Annotated in this window: 14 protein-coding genes; 9 read left to right on the top strand and 5 right to left on the bottom strand. The window is 46.2% G+C overall.

All coding sequences use genetic code 11. The features are described from left to right. Entirely contained in the window at window positions 1-720 is a 720-nt protein-coding gene (locus ONT18_RS09095; RefSeq protein ID WP_264905081.1) for a caspase family protein, read from the top strand. 20 nt (window positions 721-740) lie between these two features. Here ONT18_RS09095 and ONT18_RS09090 read toward each other — a convergent pair whose 3' ends face one another. Next, a complete protein-coding gene (locus tag ONT18_RS09090; protein WP_147381980.1) occupies window positions 741-1019 on the bottom strand; it encodes a hypothetical protein in 279 nt (92 codons plus the stop codon). Between the two features lie 223 nt (window positions 1020-1242). Between ONT18_RS09090 and ONT18_RS09085 the strand changes: the two genes are divergently transcribed. From ONT18_RS09085 to ONT18_RS09050, 8 genes are all read left to right on the top strand, one after another. Then, window positions 1243-2025, top strand: a complete 783-nt coding sequence (locus ONT18_RS09085) for a glycoside hydrolase family 25 protein (RefSeq protein WP_264905078.1) — start codon at window positions 1243-1245, stop codon at window positions 2023-2025. 95 nt (window positions 2026-2120) lie between these two features. Then, entirely contained in the window at window positions 2121-2771 is a 651-nt protein-coding gene (locus ONT18_RS09080; protein ID WP_118080578.1) for a murein L,D-transpeptidase catalytic domain-containing protein, read from the top strand. Window positions 2772-2783: 12 nt separating this feature from the next. Further along, window positions 2784-3470 carry a hypothetical protein gene (locus ONT18_RS09075; RefSeq protein ID WP_264905075.1) on the top strand — a complete coding sequence of 229 codons (687 nt, stop codon included), beginning with the start codon at window positions 2784-2786 and terminating at the stop codon, window positions 3468-3470. A gap of 413 nt (window positions 3471-3883) precedes the next feature. Continuing rightward, a complete protein-coding gene (locus tag ONT18_RS09070) occupies window positions 3884-4897 on the top strand; it encodes an aspartate-semialdehyde dehydrogenase (RefSeq protein WP_006848280.1) in 1014 nt (337 codons plus the stop codon). 106 nt (window positions 4898-5003) lie between these two features. Then, on the top strand, window positions 5004-6212 hold the full coding sequence (locus ONT18_RS09065) for an AAA family ATPase (protein WP_264905071.1): 1209 nt from the start codon (window positions 5004-5006) through the stop codon (window positions 6210-6212). Between the two features lie 40 nt (window positions 6213-6252). Beyond that, window positions 6253-6747 (top strand): C-GCAxxG-C-C family protein, encoded by a 495-nt coding sequence (locus tag ONT18_RS09060; RefSeq protein ID WP_264905069.1) that lies wholly within the window; start codon window positions 6253-6255, stop codon window positions 6745-6747. Between the two features lie 12 nt (window positions 6748-6759). After that, window positions 6760-8409, top strand: a complete 1650-nt coding sequence (locus ONT18_RS09055) for a vWA domain-containing protein (protein ID WP_264905067.1) — start codon at window positions 6760-6762, stop codon at window positions 8407-8409. Window positions 8410-8676: 267 nt separating this feature from the next. Beyond that, window positions 8677-10155 carry an L-fucose/L-arabinose isomerase family protein gene (locus ONT18_RS09050; RefSeq protein WP_264905065.1) on the top strand — a complete coding sequence of 493 codons (1479 nt, stop codon included), beginning with the start codon at window positions 8677-8679 and terminating at the stop codon, window positions 10153-10155. Between the two features lie 168 nt (window positions 10156-10323). Here the strand turns inward: ONT18_RS09050 and ONT18_RS09045 are convergent, their stop codons facing one another. The 4 genes from ONT18_RS09045 to ONT18_RS09030 all read right to left on the bottom strand — a co-directional run bounded on the left by ONT18_RS09045 (window position 10324) and on the right by ONT18_RS09030 (window position 14228). Beyond that, a complete protein-coding gene (locus ONT18_RS09045; RefSeq protein WP_006848275.1) occupies window positions 10324-11328 on the bottom strand; it encodes a TerC family protein in 1005 nt (334 codons plus the stop codon). A 302-nt stretch (window positions 11329-11630) separates the two neighbouring features. After that, entirely contained in the window at window positions 11631-12095 is a 465-nt protein-coding gene (locus ONT18_RS09040; protein ID WP_006848274.1) for a copper resistance protein NlpE, read from the bottom strand. Window positions 12096-12283: 188 nt separating this feature from the next. Then, complete coding sequence (locus tag ONT18_RS09035) at window positions 12284-12538, bottom strand: hypothetical protein (RefSeq protein WP_264905062.1); 255 nt, start codon at window positions 12536-12538, stop codon at window positions 12284-12286. Between the two features lie 34 nt (window positions 12539-12572). Beyond that, window positions 12573-14228 carry a carboxylesterase/lipase family protein gene (locus tag ONT18_RS09030; RefSeq protein ID WP_264905060.1) on the bottom strand — a complete coding sequence of 552 codons (1656 nt, stop codon included), beginning with the start codon at window positions 14226-14228 and terminating at the stop codon, window positions 12573-12575. Window positions 14229-14630 lie beyond the last annotated feature (402 nt).

The raw sequence follows: 14630 nt of genomic DNA, 5'->3' as shown, positions 1-14630 counted from the left end.
ATGAAGCGACTATTATCTTCTCTCTTTATCTTCTTGCTGGCAATACCAACATTGCCAGCAAGAAATTATATCGTTAGCGTGGGCATCGCCGATTATCCCGGTCGTCAGAACGACCTTCGGGTAAGTGCGAATGATGCCAAGACCATATCGGGCATCTTTACCAAGAATGGTAATGCTACGGTTGATTGTTTTGTCAATTCAGACGTTACGATCAAAAAGGTATGTACGGCAATGCGTAATACATTTGCCAAGGCTTCGCCATCAGATGCTATTATCCTATACTTTAGTGGTCATGGTGTGCCTGGTGGATTGGTGTGTTACGATGGAGTTTTGTATTACTCTTCCGTATTGAGCATCATGAGACAGAGTAAAGCTCAGCAGAAAATGATATTCGTGGATGCTTGTTTTGCAGGGAAAATGAGAAATACGAATAAGAGGAATACTAACTATTCTAAAGAGAATGTGATGTTCTTCCTTTCTTCTCGTTCAACGGAGAAATCCTTAGAAACTCCGAGACAGACAGGTTTCAAGAATAGCCTGTTTACTGTGTTCTTGGAACGTGGCTTGCGAGGTGGTGCTGATACAAACAAGGATAGAGTTATCACGGCTAAGGAAATTTATAACTTCGTACATCAGGGAGTAGTAGAAGCATCAGGGAATCGTCAACATCCAGTAATGTGGGGTAAGTTTGATGGGAATATGGCGGTGATGAAGTGGTAAAAGATAAAATACTCGTATCTTTACCATTCGAATTCGTTTTTGAAATCAGCCATCATTTCTAGAAAGTCAACGGCGTTGCCTGTTCTTGCATATTCTTCTTCACGAGCTAAGACATGATTCGCCAACTCGTCATTATTGCATGATGTCATAAAAGGATATTCTTCGGATTCGTTATGAGCCTCTGTTGCATATTCGTGACGATAGGCAACTGTAGGTTCTTGAACAGTACAGCTATCCTCGAAAAAGCGTTGGGCTTTATCGTTTAGTCGTTCTTTTGAGTTTGACATTATTTTAGTCATATTGTAATCCTCCTTAATTTTGGTTACTCTTATTTGTTGCAAAATTACGATTAATATTTGAAAGTACCAAAGTTTTTTTCGCTTTTCTTATGAATAATCCTAAAGAATTTGAGTTTCGTACTTTCAGCCCCCCATTTCATACAATTATCCCCCAACTTTCTATGCTGTTTCGGATAAATTCACTATCTTTGTCCCCCTGAAAACAATTAAAAGATAAAATGTAATGAAGAAAGGATTAAAATATACTTTGGTTTCCTTAGGCAGCCTGGTCGTTTTGGCTGGTATTGGTCTGGGAATCATGTATGTGGTGTCGCCATATAAGGTGAAGCGATGGTTGGGCATCGCTTCATCTTATTCTGATGTGTTCGTTGATAGATTGAAAGGGCAACCTTATACTTATGGCGGGTATGACGGCATTGATGTGTCGAAACACAATGGAGTTATCAAGTGGAAGGAAATAGCGAAGAACAAGCGAATCAAGTTCGTTTATATCAGAGCTACACATGGTAAGGGATATGTGGATCGACATTATCGCCGAAATATCAGACTGGCTCGTAAATATGGGTTGAAGGTAGGATCTTATCATCTGATGTCTGCCGGCTCTTCAGCAACTGCTCAGTTCCGGGATTTCCAAAAGATGGTGAAGAAGAGTGAGCAGGACTTGATTCCTGTATTGGATGTGGAGGAGAAAGGCATTCAGGGAAGATGGAAGGGACGACAGCTGCAGGATAGCATACAGGTGTTTGCTGACTTGGTGAAGAAACACTATGGCAAGTATCCTATCATCTATAGCAACGAGAACTTCTATAATAAGGAGATGGGGGCGAAGTTCAATCGTTATTATCTCTTCATCGCCAATTATAACTCCCGACAACCCTCTATCGACGGCAGAGGAAAGTGCAATATCTGGCAGTATTCAGAAACCGGACATTTGCATGGTATTGGAGAAAGGGTAGATTTAAGCAGATTCATGAATGGTACAACCATCAAGGATTTGATGTTGTAGGCATTGATGATTTCATACACATAAGCGAGTATTTGATACAATCCACGTATGGATAGCATCATTACTTGCTTATTTTTTTCTACTTTTGCATTATTATGAAGAAGTTATTGATTATATTGGGAATACTGGTTCTGCTTGTCATCGGTGTTCTTTTCGTTCCACCTATTTATAATAGGTTCACAAAACCGTTTTTAAAGAATACGGTGGATGCTAAAGAGTGGTATCATCAGGTGGATTGTGAGAACCTGACACAAGTAAGAGACTATTGTGATAGACGGGGATACAGTACGGATTACTATATTCTGGTGGATTTCTCCATTCCATCTGGCAAAAAGAGATTCTTTATCTATGATTTGCAGCGTGGCAAAAGACTGATGAGCAGCTATTGCATGCATGGAAGTGGTAAGGGAAATACAGCAGCCCAACCAAAGTTTAGCAATAACCCTGGAAGTGGATGCACGAGTCTTGGAAGATATGTCATGATAGGAAAAGGTGGAATGAAGTTCAAGAACTGCGTTCGCCTTCGAGGGCTCGACAAGAGCAATTATCTGGCAGAAGCCCGTGGTATCCTGATTCATTCTGCAGGCAAGGTGACAAGGTTCTCCGGTGAAAAGGAGTATATTCCGCTGGGGACAGAGAGCCGTGGCTGCTTTACTGTATCAAGGAGCTGCGTGGAGAAAGTGATGCAGATATACAAGGAATCTTCCAAGAGAAGACCTATATTGATTTATGCAAAATACAAATAAAAAGAATATTCTATGAAGAAGTTATTGCTGTTTATAGCTGGAATCTTAATCCTGTTTTTAGCAGGTTGTTCCAATGAAAATCAGAGTCATGGCAATGAGGGAATGGGAGACAGCCTCCCTGCTGATCCTCCATTGGGTTATGTCATAGAGTTAAAGCCTTTGGGAAATTTCTCACATCAGGAGGCAGAACAGTTGAGAGAAGAACTCGTGAAGCAGTTGGGTATCATTTTCAATACGAAACCAAAGGCTTGGGTGGAGGCATCTGTATTTGTTGGAGACAAGAAAGAAATACCTGCTTCATGTCTCTATAAAACAAGAAACAGGTATTGGGCTGGGAAAATCCTGAAAATGTTGCATGAAGAGCATGGAGGTAATGATGAAATCGTAACGATAGGTTTGACGCATCGAGACATCTCTACTTCTATTCATGGGCAATACAACTATGGAATCATGGGATTGAGTTTCCGACCAGGTGACGCCTGTGTGGTTTCAACCTTCCGATTGAAACGAAAGGATGACTTATGGAAAGTAACAATCCATGAATTCCTGCATTCTCGCGGTTTGCCGCATTGTAAGACGAATGCCCCTAAGTGCCTGATGCAGGATGCCCATGGCAAGAATACCTTCTACATGAAACATGGGTTGTGCGAGGATTGCAAGAACTCTTTGAGGATGATTATGACTCATCAAGAGAGATAATTCAATTTTCCAGTACTCTATCGTGCCTTAAATATAATCCAAGGCACGATTTCCTGATATTTTTTATGAGGATGCTTGCATTCTTCTTTTGAACTGCCAAACGCAATAGCAACTATTTTTCTCCAATTTTCTGCATATTCTTGCAGAAAAGTAAGCAAAAATGATAAATTTGCAGCAAAAAGCAATAATTTTTGGGAATTTATGCTTGATATTGTAGAAAAAGTCTTAACTTTGCAGCGGATTTGAGAAAATAAGCAGTTTCCGGCTATCAGAAAATAGGAATCATGAAGCTATCAGAAAATGAGGAATCATGAAGCTATCAGAAAATGAGGAATCATGAAGATGAAAAGGAGGCTGGCTTTCTCTTCCACAGTTTACACTTATAACAACTTTATAAATTAAAAGATTCGATTATGAAAGTAGCAATTGTTGGTGCAAGTGGCGCAGTAGGACAGGAATTCCTGCGTATCCTTGCTGAGAGAAATTTCCCTATGGATGATTTGGTGTTGTTTGGTTCTGAGCGTTCTGCCGGACGAAAATACAACTTCAAGGGAAAGGACTATGAGGTCAAACTTTTGCAGCATAACGATGACTTTAAAGATGTCGATATTGCTTTCACATCTGCTGGTGGCGGCACTTCAGAGGAGTTTGCCGAGACTATCACCAAGTATGGTGCCGTGATGATTGATAACTCTAGCGCATTCCGTATGTGCGACGACGTGCCTCTGGTTGTGCCTGAGGTAAATGCTGAGGATGCCCTGAACCGCCCTCGCAACATCATCGCCAACCCTAACTGTACCACCATCATGATGGTAGTAGTGTTGAAGCCTATCGATAACTTGAGCCATATCAAGAAGATTCATATCTCTTCTTACCAGAGTGCTTCAGGTGCTGGTGCTGCTGCCATGGCTGAACTTGAGCAGCAGTATAAGGATATCATCGAGACTGGTAAGACTGAGCATATCAATAAGTTCCCTCATCAGTTGGCATATAATGTCATTCCACAGATTGACAAGATGACTCCTAACGATTACACCAAGGAGGAGATGAAGATGTATAACGAGACCCGCAAGATTATGCACTCTGATGTTCGCACCAGTGCTACCTGCGTTCGCGTTTCTTCACTCCGTTCTCACTCAGAGAGTGTTTGGTTCGAGACAGAGAAGCCATTGGCTGTAGAGGACATCCGCAAGGCTTTGGAGGCTGCTCCAGGCGTAACTGTAAAGGATGATGCCCAGAACTACGTTTATCCAATGCCATTGGAGAGTGCCGGTAAGGACGATGTATATGTAGGTCGTATCCGCAAGGATTTGGCTGATGACAATGGTAACACATTGTGGTTGACTGGCGACCAGATTCGTAAGGGTGCTGCCCTGAACGCTGTTCAGATTGCTGAGTACTTGATTAAGGTGGGCAACGTAAAGTAAGCCATACCTTATTTATATAAAAGAATATGAGGAAGTTAAGGGATAATGAATTTTATCTCTTAACTTCTTTTCGTCTTTATACGATTCTGAATAGAAAAGTAAGAATATGCTTGAAAGATTCAAACAATTACTCGGTGAGATGAACCGGGGCATTTATGAGAAGGAGACGGAGATATCGCTCTCGCTCCTGGCTGCTCTGGCAGGTGAGAGTATCATCCTGCTGGGACCTCCGGGTGTGGCAAAGAGTATGGTGGCCAGACAGTTGAAGACGGCATTCTGGGAGGCTCAGAGCTTTGAGTATCTGATGTCGCGATTCTCTACACCCGATGAAATCTTCGGTCCGGTGAGCATTCAGAAACTGAAGACTTCGGATACTTACGAGCGTGCGGTGGAGGGTTATCTGCCTACTGCCGATGTGGTTTTCCTGGATGAAATCTGGAAGGCGGGTCCTGCTATCCAGAACACGCTCCTTACGGTGATTAACGAGAAAATCTTCAGAAACGGCAATCGGGAAATGCATCTTCCTCTGAAACTTCTCGTGGCTGCAAGCAATGAGTTGCCGGCTAAGGGAGAAGGACTGGAGGCGCTCTGGGACCGATTCGTCATCAGAATAGAGAGTAGACCGATAAAACTGGAGAAGAATTTCCGGGCGATGCTCTTGGAAGTGAAGAGTGAAGAACGAGGAGTGAAAAAACAAAGTTCGGCGGCCGAAGGAAAAGCGAATTCAAATGCTATTACTGCTGAGGAGTATGCAGAATGGACGGAGCGTATCGATAAGATTGGCGTGAAAATCGAGGTGCTCGATGCAATTTCCGCTATCCGTAAATCTCTGAGAGCCGTGAATGTGGATGAGGCTGCCGAGCGCAGAAACATCTATGTGAGTGACCGCCGATGGAAGAATATTGTCCGCCTGCTTCGCACTTCAGCCTTTATGCAGGATAGGGAAGAGGTGGATATCTGCGATTTGCTGCCTATCTACCATTGTCTGTGGCAGGAACCGGAAGAGCGGGATGCTATCCGAAACATCGTGATTCGTGCCCTCTTTTCTCCTTTTGCAGACAAACTCGTGGAGATGAAGAATGCGCTTGCTGAGGACATCAAATATCATCGTGTACGCAGGAATCCGGAGGATGGAAGGGATTACGAGGGAGAGATAGAAAACCTTTCGGATGGCTTGAGCTCGCTGGAAAGGCAGTTGGGCGAGAATCTCTTCGCATCTGCTGATGATAAGGCGGAAATATCGGCTTATCTCCGTGATTTCTATAAGGAGCTGGCATTTACCCGTCAGGATACGATGAAACTTTATGAGGTTTAATCGCCTCCTATTACATTATTATATATAGAAGACTCTAAACATGATGAATGAACAGAAAATATTGACTCCAGAGTTGGAGGTGCGTGTTCACCAGGCTGTGGATAACTTTATGCAGGGCTATGGCTGCTGCCAGTCGGTAGTGGCAGCCTTTGCCGATTTATATGGTCTTGATGATGAGATGGCGAAGCGCATTGGTGCCGGCTTCGGTGGTGGAGTAGGCAGAATGAGAATGATGTGCGGTGCTGTTTCGGGCATCGTGGTGCTCGTTGGCTTGGATTGCGGACAGACCGAGGGGGATGACCGTGAGGGCAAGTCGGCATGCTATAAGGTGGTGCAGGATTTGCTCGCCAAATCGAAGGAACAGAACGGCAGCATCATCTGTGCCGAAATCCTCGGTTTGAAGGGCCACGAGAAAGCGCAGTCCAGCTATGTGGCTTCGGCAAGAACGGCAGAATATTACAAGTCTCGCCCTTGCGCAGCCAAAGTAGAGAGTGCTGCAAGAATCTTCGCAGAATATCTGATGGAGAAAAAATAAGGATTTACTCCTATGAAATACCAGAATAACAAGGACTTGGCGGAGGCACAGTATTATCTGAAAATGCTGGATGACTTCTGCAAGTCGGGACAGGTGAAGATTCCTGATCCGACAGGCACCGCCATGCCTTGGAATTTGAAGGAAGACCCGCTGAAGGATTATCTCATTCATCTCTTTACCCTGAAAGTAACCATGGAAGAAACTGGCGAAGAGGTGCAGAAATTCGTGCGACAGGTGGTGAACAGCAAGATTAAGAGCAAGGTGTTCTATGATAGTGTGGGAAAATTCATCGTGGAATGCGTCCATCACATGCGGTTCCAGCGCCAGCGTGCCTGGACCGAGAGTCATCGGGCAGATGATGTGCTCGATTGGGCTCCCTTCAAGCGGATGGATGAACAGGTGTGGCTCCCTTTGCTCGACCAGCTGGAACAGGAACATGCTGAAGATGGGTTCGATAAGCCTTTCTTCCTCAAGCTGATGACAGGAGACGGGGCTTCGAAACCCGAAAACTGGGAAAGGCTGGTAAGAGACTGGAAGGTCTGCATCGAACATCAGGTATTGAACAAGCTGAAGGACTTCATCTCGCTCCGTCAGAACAACTTCGAAACAGGACTGGTGCGCATGATGGACCAGATAACCCGCAACATGAAGACGAAGGGCGTTTCAGAACAGCGCGCCGTACAAGCCTGGGAACTGATGACGAACGGATGGACTGAAACGGAGTTTGAACGCCGTCTGAACCAGGTGAAGATTCAGGATAAATACCCCGAAATCAAGGAAATTGTGGCGAAGATGGGACGAGTAGCCGATGCCAACGGCAAAGACCGGCTCACCATTGCATCGGGCGTAGAGATGAAGATGGAGCATTCAGCGGGTAGCGATATCGAGGGCATTACCGTGGGCGATGATCTCAACTCCCTTCTCCCCCTCGAACTGGCACAGTACAGTGACGAGGATATGGAGGGCCTCTTTATCTATAAGTATCGCACGCGAAGACTCCAGACCTTCCGTTATAAGAGCGAAATGTCGAAACCATCCCGCAAACTCGGCTTTACCCATGCCTCCCGCAAGGGTCCGATGATCGTCTGTCTGGACACCTCAGCCAGTATGTATGGCACGCCCGAAAGGATATCCTCAACACTCATCTCTCTGCTGGAAGAAACGGCAGAAGAACTGGAGCGAGACTGCTTCCTGATAGATTTCTCCGTCAGTACCCGTGCCATCGACCTGATGGCGAAGCGCAAGGCAGAGCGCCTGAAGAGAATAGGAATCACTATGATGGAATCAGCCGAAGCAGATGCAGCTCCGTCCGACGGAGACGGGCAGGCGCATACCGGGCGAGGCATCCGGCGGCAGCCTACCACAACCCACCTTCCATTTATCGGAGGCGGAACATCGGCAAAGAAGATGATGACCCAGATGTTCGACCTTCTCGACAACGACGGACTCCATTACGTGAATGCCGATGTGCTTTGGATTACCGACTTCCTGATTCCAGATCCGCCACAGCAGCTGTTGTCGAGATTCCGGGAATGCAAGGAGACGGGTACCCGATTCTATGGCATCCGCATCGTGCGTGATGATGACAAGGAGCCGAACAGCTGGAAGGAGTACTTCAATCAGATTTATACCATCCGGTACCGCCCGCTGCGAAGATATTAAAGAAGATGTTAAGGCAGAAAAGGGGTATCTGATGATAATAGAGACATGTATGAAATGTATCAAGAACTTTATCATATGTTACATTTGGCGCAGAATTTCGGTTTTGCGCCATTTTTTTGAATTAAAAATTCCTTAAAACGCTTGGTGATACAAAATATATTTGTACCTTTGTGCTCGGAACAATGAATAATTGTCAGCCAAACAAATTAGAAAAGAATCAATAAATATAAGCAATTTATACAAAAACTTAAGTAATAAACTAAAATTATGGTAAGCAACAACATTCCACAAGTAAAGCTCGGTATTATTGCCGTTAGCCGTGACTGTTTTCCAATCGCGCTTTCTACTCAGCGCCGTGAGAACATCGTAAAAGAGTACAAGGGTGAAATTTTCAACTGCCAGACTACAGTTGAGAACGAGAAAGATATGCTCAAGGCTTTGGGCGAAGTGAAAGGGCAGGGCTGCAACGCTTTGGTTGTATTCCTCGGTAACTTCGGTCCTGAGACTCCTGAGACTTTGATTGCAAAGAACTTCGATGGTCCTTGTATGTTTGTTGCAGCTGCAGAGGGTGACGGCGACATGATCAACGGTCGTGGCGACGCTTACTGCGGTATGCTCAACTGCTCTTACAACCTCGGCATGCGCCACCTAAAGGGTTACATCCCTGAGTATCCTGTAGGTACAGCAGAGGACGTAGCTAAGATGATTCAGGACTTCGTACCAGTAGCTCGCGTTATCATCGGTTTGAAGGGCTTGAAGATTATCACCTTCGGTCCACGTCCACAGGATTTCTTCGCTTGCAACGCTCCTATCAAGGGCTTGTACGAACTCGGTGTTGAGATTGAGGAGAACTCAGAGCTCGACCTTCTCGTAGCTTACAAGGAGCACGAGAACGACCCACGTATCGATGAGGTTTGCGCTGATATGGCCAAGGAGATGGGCGAAGGCTGCTACTATCCTGACCTCAGCCGCAGAATGGCACAGTTTGAGTTGACATTGCTCGACTGGGCAGAGGCTCACAAGGGTTCTCGCCAGTATGTAGCATTCGCAGACAAGTGCTGGCCTGCATTCCCAAGCCAGTTCGGTTTCGAGCCTTGCTATGTAAACAGCCGTCTCGTTAGCCGTGGCATTCCTGTAGCTTGCGAGGTAGATATCTATGGTGCACTCTCTGAGTACATCGGTATGTGTGCTTCTGACGATACCGTTACATTGCTCGATATCAACAACTCAGTTCCTCAGTATATCTATGATGAGGACATCAAGGGCAAGTACGATTATAAGTTGACTGATACCTTCATGGGCTTCCACTGCGGTAACACTCCACAGTGCAAGATGTGCTCTAGCCGTAAGATTAAGTATCAGCTCATCCAGAACCGTTTGTTGGAGAATGGTGGTAAACCAGACTTCACCCGTGGTACTTTGGAGGGTGATATCGCAGCTTCTGACATCACATTCTACCGTCTGCAGTGCGATTCTGAGGGTAACCTCCGCAGCTACATCGCAGAGGGTGAGGTTCTCGATGTTCCTACCCGTTCATTTGGTGGTATCGGTATCTTCGCCATCAACGAGATGGGCCGCTTCTATCGTCACGTACTGATTCAGAAGGGTTATCCACACCACGGAGCCGTAGCATTCTCTCACGTAGGTAAGACCTTGTTCGAGGTATTCAAGTATCTCGGCATCCAGGACATCGCTTACAACCAGCCAGCTAGTCTGCCTTACCCAACAGAGAATCCTTGGAAGTAAATTGAGTGAAGAGAGAAGAGTGAAGAAATCATTTGCTCTTCTTTCTAAACTGAGTTCATAAAAGATAAGGGCGATTGCTTATCCCTTGCGTAGGGAATAGCAATCGCCCTTTTTATGTTTTCCTGGAAGGAGATTACCTGATGATAATCTCCTTTACGAATGGTTTGCTTATTTCGTATTTTCCAACGCTTCCTGTTTCTGCGGAATCACCACCGAAGCCCCGATGCTGACGAGCAGTACGAGGATGATGAATACCAGCGAACTGACTGCATCAATCTCGAAGAAATCGTGGATGAGCATCTTCACACCGATGAACACCAGCAGCACACTCACACCCACCTTCAGATAGCGGAACTTATCGGCTATCGCTGCCAGCAGGAAGAAGAGGGCACGCAAGCCCAGGATGGCGAAGATATTCGAGAAGAACACCACGAACGGGTCGAGCGATACCGAGAATACGGCTGGGATGCTGTCGAAGGCGAAAATCAAGTCGCAGAACTCGATGAACACCACCGTCATCACCAGCGGACCCAGATGCAGGCGCTTCTGCATGAACTTCACTACCGGATGCTCCAAGGCATTGATTTCCTCCTTCTTGTTTCTGTTGAGGAACATCTTGGCACCGCTGTAAACCAGGAATCCTCCGAATACGAGCAATATCCAGGCGAACCGGCTGATGAGCGCAGCACCCGCGAAGATGAAGACGAAGCGCAGCACGATGGCTCCCAGGATACCCCAGTTCAGTACGTGCTGGTAATCTTTCTTGTCTACTCCGAACGAGGTGAAAATCATCATCATCACGAAGAGATTATCTACCGAGAGCGTTTTCTCTATCAGATAACCCGAGATGTAGGAGATAGTCATATAGTGCCGGTATTGCTGCAGACTCCCCTCATAGTCGTTCGGGTCCAGTTTGAGATGCGAAGCATAGCGCGAGGCTATCAGCTTCAGGTCGTCGAAGTTCTCTATGCCGTGTACCATGTCACCATGGAAATAGATGAATACGGCGAAGGCGAGCGCGAGAATAATCCATACAGCCGTCCATGAACCGGCTTCCTTGATAGACACCACATGTGCCTTTCGGTCGATGACCAGCATGTCTAATACGAGTATGGCGGCGATGAAAATCACGAATCCCACCAAAAACATCGATTCAGTAAAAACATGTTCCATTTTTCTTTATCCTTAATCTATTTAGTATATACCATTGAATCTTAAAATCATTTCATCTGTTAGAAACGTGGGCGCAAAATTAGGAAAAATATCTGGAATAGCGAAGGTTCCGGTGCAAAACTTAATTGATTTTAACTTGAAAGGCAGGAATGTAACAGGTTTGTAATAATGGCGCTGTGAGAACCGGCAAAAAGGCGTTTTAAAGATAAAAGGGTAAAAAGGTAAAAAAGTAAAAAGGTAAAAAGAGCCTAGCGGAATGTTAAGCTAGGGGGCTCTTTTTACCCTTTTACCTTTTTATCCTTTTACCTTTTCTTAGTCAGCACATAGTGCTTAGCCATGGCGCCTTCAGGCTCATTGCCCAGCGAATCGGTCATGATGAGACTGTTGGCATCCTTTACCTTATAGTAAGATGTCTCGCCGCTCGATGGACGAGTGATTTCTACCACGTTGTTAGCCAATACCTTGAAGATACCGCTCGCTTCGTCGTGACCATCCTTGCGCTCCAGATAGTCGGCTGAGTACTGGTAGGTGCTGTCGGCGTTGAGCGTCAAAACGGTCTTGATGCCCGGACAGTCGGCAGCAGGGAGAGTTCCCTCGTAGGTGCCGGCGATGGAATCGAGAATGACATCGTTGGAATTGAGCGAATCATTTTCAGCATAACTGAGGCTATCTTGGTCAGCCCCCTGGCTATTTGTCTTCTTGCCATTGCAGGAGACAACTGACAATGCAGCGATGACGGCTGCTGTCAAAACTAATTTCTTTTTCATACTATACTGCTTTTTAATTGTTACTTATTTACGGAATCTCTTCTCTTAGAGAGCACTTCCCCGAGAAGGATTTCTCTTCGCAAAAATAGTGTTTTATTCTGATATCCGCAAGTTTTACACAGAAAATTATAGAATATTATACTATTTTCTTAATTGATGATGACTGGCACAATCTCTTCTTCGCTAGGTCAATGAGGCAGATAGAAGAGCGGGCGAGGGGTGCCGCCCAAGCCCGTCCAGTCTATCTGTTTCACAAAGTCGAAATCGGGAGGGCCGAAGTCGAAACTTCTGCCGTAGAGCACGATGGCGCCTCTGCCTTCATCTATCTTCCACAAACCGCCCCCGTAGGTGCATTGCTCGCCGGGTGACAGCATGTCACGGTGCAGGTAGACACGCCCGAACTTCAGTACTCCGTCTCTGTTGATAATGAATTTCTGAAACATCTCTATTTCTAGTTTATTCAATGTAATGAGAGAATTATTTCTTCTTCCAAAACAGTTTGTCTATGAAATCATAGCGCTTCTCCATCTGGGCATCAGTTTTTACGACGGTATTCACGTCTATCTGAAGCACAGGGGCTACTGCCTTGCCGTTGGTGGATGGCCACTCGGGCAGACCCAGACCATTCGGATTGCCGGTCTTTACGAAATTGACGTAATACTGGCTGAAGATGTCGCTGATCATATAATCCTCCGGCTGCCAGTTGAACACGCGGTTGGTTGGCAATGTACCCATTGCATACTCGATGTCGGCAGAATGAACGGCTCCCTTGTCTTGTGGCGCAGGAGCCGCATCTTCCTTGGCATCTACCACGCCACCTGCCAATGCAGCCACCTTACCCTTGATGGCCATTGCAGGACGAGGATGGCAATAGCGGTAGCGGTAAACAGGCTGTCCGCCGGTCAGCTTGTGCATGTTGCCCCATTTCCATGTAGAATAATCGAGGAAGATATCCGAAGCTAGGTTCACGCCCGGCTGCTCCAATACATCCTTATCTCTGTTGATGCCGTAGAGGCGGAAGAGTTCTTCGATGTTCTCTTCTCCGAAAGTAGCCTTGGCGCCAGCTTTCAGATTCTCAACGGTTGGCTGCTTGCCCATCAATACCGCCAATGGAGTCATCTCCTGGTTGTTGCCGCCAATGAGCAGAGGCACCTTGGTCTGCTCGCCCTTGGCAAATACCTCTACAGGCTGTTCTTTCATAAAATATCCGTCGATATTATAGACCGGAACCGCTCTTACGCCCGCCAGCTTCATCAGTTCCTCGGCAGGGAGGGCACGAAGTTCGTTGAGGTTCTTCATTCCGACCTTCTTTCCCACCTTCTTGCCGTTTTTCTTACCCATCTTCTCGGCTATTTTCTGGGCAAGCTGCACGCCTTCCTCCTCGGCCTCCTTCAGCGTAGCCACCTTCTTGAATCCCATCACCGAACCACTGGAACCCATTGCCTGGGCAAAGAGTCCCTGACAGAGAGGGGAAGCCATCAGGGCGCTGACCGACATGGAACCTGCCGATTCGCCTACGATGGTGATGCGGTTAGGGTCGCCGCCGAAAGCCTCGATGTTATCCTTTACCCACTGGATGGCAGCCACCTGGTCCATGAATCCATAGTTGCCGGAACCCTTGTAGGATGTTTCCTTAGAGAGCTGTGGGTGGGCGAAGAATCCGAAGATGCCCTCACGATAGTTGGCTGTGATGGAGATGATGCCCTTGCGTGCCATCGCATCGCCCGCATATCGAGGTTCGCTTCCGCTACCCGCCATCAGTCCTCCGCCGTTGAAATAAATGAGTACCGGCAGATGCTCCTTCATGGTCTTTGCCGGTGTCCATATATTAAGGTAGAGGCAATCCTCGCTGTTGGTCTTTGTACCGAAGTTCATATCGCCGAAGAGAGGTTCCTGCATCGGGTTAGGTCCGAACTCCTTGGCCTCGCGAACGCCCTGCCATTTCTGTACAGGCTGCGGAGCCTTCCAGCGGAGATTTCCTACCGGAGGGGCAGCGAACGGAATACCCTTGAATACTGTGATGCCTGAGAGGTCTTTTCCTTCGAGGATACCTTCGGCAGTCGTTACCTGAGTCTGCGCCATCATTCCCATACCAGGGAGCAGAAAGGCGATGGATAAGAGTAGTTTTTTCATATCGTAAATCTGTTAGTTTTGCAATAATACTGCAAATATAATCAAAATATCGTTACCTTGTTTTATTCAGTCCCATTTTTTAAATCTTTTTGTAAAAAGGCAATGCTTTCACTCTTCTTTCATTTCTTTGTAACACGCAAGTAACATCCTTTAAATACCTTTGCAGCGGTAAAAAGTATTACAGCATTATCCGCAAAACTCCTTTCGGCAATTCGCTGACGATTGATTTGGCAAAGGCGACGATAGACGGCGAGCAGTTGGGTGCAGATGAACTATACGGTAGCCGCGGAGACTCTGGTGCGCTCTTGGGAGGACATTGCTGTAGAAGTTTTGGATAGATATTAATATTTAATTGACAGACAACAAAATAGATTAGCCATTTAATCGTTATATTACTATATA

The organism is Segatella copri (genome assembly GCF_026015295.1).
In the GTDB taxonomy this organism is placed as follows: domain Bacteria; phylum Bacteroidota; class Bacteroidia; order Bacteroidales; family Bacteroidaceae; genus Prevotella; species Prevotella copri_C.
Note: the sequence above shows the minus strand (reverse complement) of the source record. Positions and strands in the feature narration are given on the sequence as shown.

Bases quoted from the DNA above. Each gene is read 5' to 3' on its own strand.
- ONT18_RS09095 (WP_264905081.1), top strand. From the start codon at position 1: ATGAAGCGACTATTATCTTCTCTCTTTATCTTCTTGCTGGCAATACCA.
- ONT18_RS09090 (WP_147381980.1), bottom strand. From the start codon at position 1,019: ATGACTAAAATAATGTCAAACTCAAAAGAACGACTAAACGATAAAGCC.
- ONT18_RS09085 (WP_264905078.1), top strand. From the start codon at position 1,243: ATGAAGAAAGGATTAAAATATACTTTGGTTTCCTTAGGCAGCCTGGTC.
- ONT18_RS09080 (WP_118080578.1), top strand. From the start codon at position 2,121: ATGAAGAAGTTATTGATTATATTGGGAATACTGGTTCTGCTTGTCATC.
- ONT18_RS09075 (WP_264905075.1), top strand. From the start codon at position 2,784: ATGAAGAAGTTATTGCTGTTTATAGCTGGAATCTTAATCCTGTTTTTA.
- ONT18_RS09070 (WP_006848280.1), top strand. From the start codon at position 3,884: ATGAAAGTAGCAATTGTTGGTGCAAGTGGCGCAGTAGGACAGGAATTC.
- ONT18_RS09065 (WP_264905071.1), top strand. From the start codon at position 5,004: ATGCTTGAAAGATTCAAACAATTACTCGGTGAGATGAACCGGGGCATT.
- ONT18_RS09060 (WP_264905069.1), top strand. From the start codon at position 6,253: ATGATGAATGAACAGAAAATATTGACTCCAGAGTTGGAGGTGCGTGTT.
- ONT18_RS09055 (WP_264905067.1), top strand. From the start codon at position 6,760: ATGAAATACCAGAATAACAAGGACTTGGCGGAGGCACAGTATTATCTG.
- ONT18_RS09050 (WP_264905065.1), top strand. From the start codon at position 8,677: ATGGTAAGCAACAACATTCCACAAGTAAAGCTCGGTATTATTGCCGTT.
- ONT18_RS09045 (WP_006848275.1), bottom strand. From the start codon at position 11,328: ATGGAACATGTTTTTACTGAATCGATGTTTTTGGTGGGATTCGTGATT.
- ONT18_RS09040 (WP_006848274.1), bottom strand. From the start codon at position 12,095: ATGAAAAAGAAATTAGTTTTGACAGCAGCCGTCATCGCTGCATTGTCA.
- ONT18_RS09035 (WP_264905062.1), bottom strand. From the start codon at position 12,538: ATGTTTCAGAAATTCATTATCAACAGAGACGGAGTACTGAAGTTCGGG.
- ONT18_RS09030 (WP_264905060.1), bottom strand. From the start codon at position 14,228: ATGAAAAAACTACTCTTATCCATCGCCTTTCTGCTCCCTGGTATGGGA.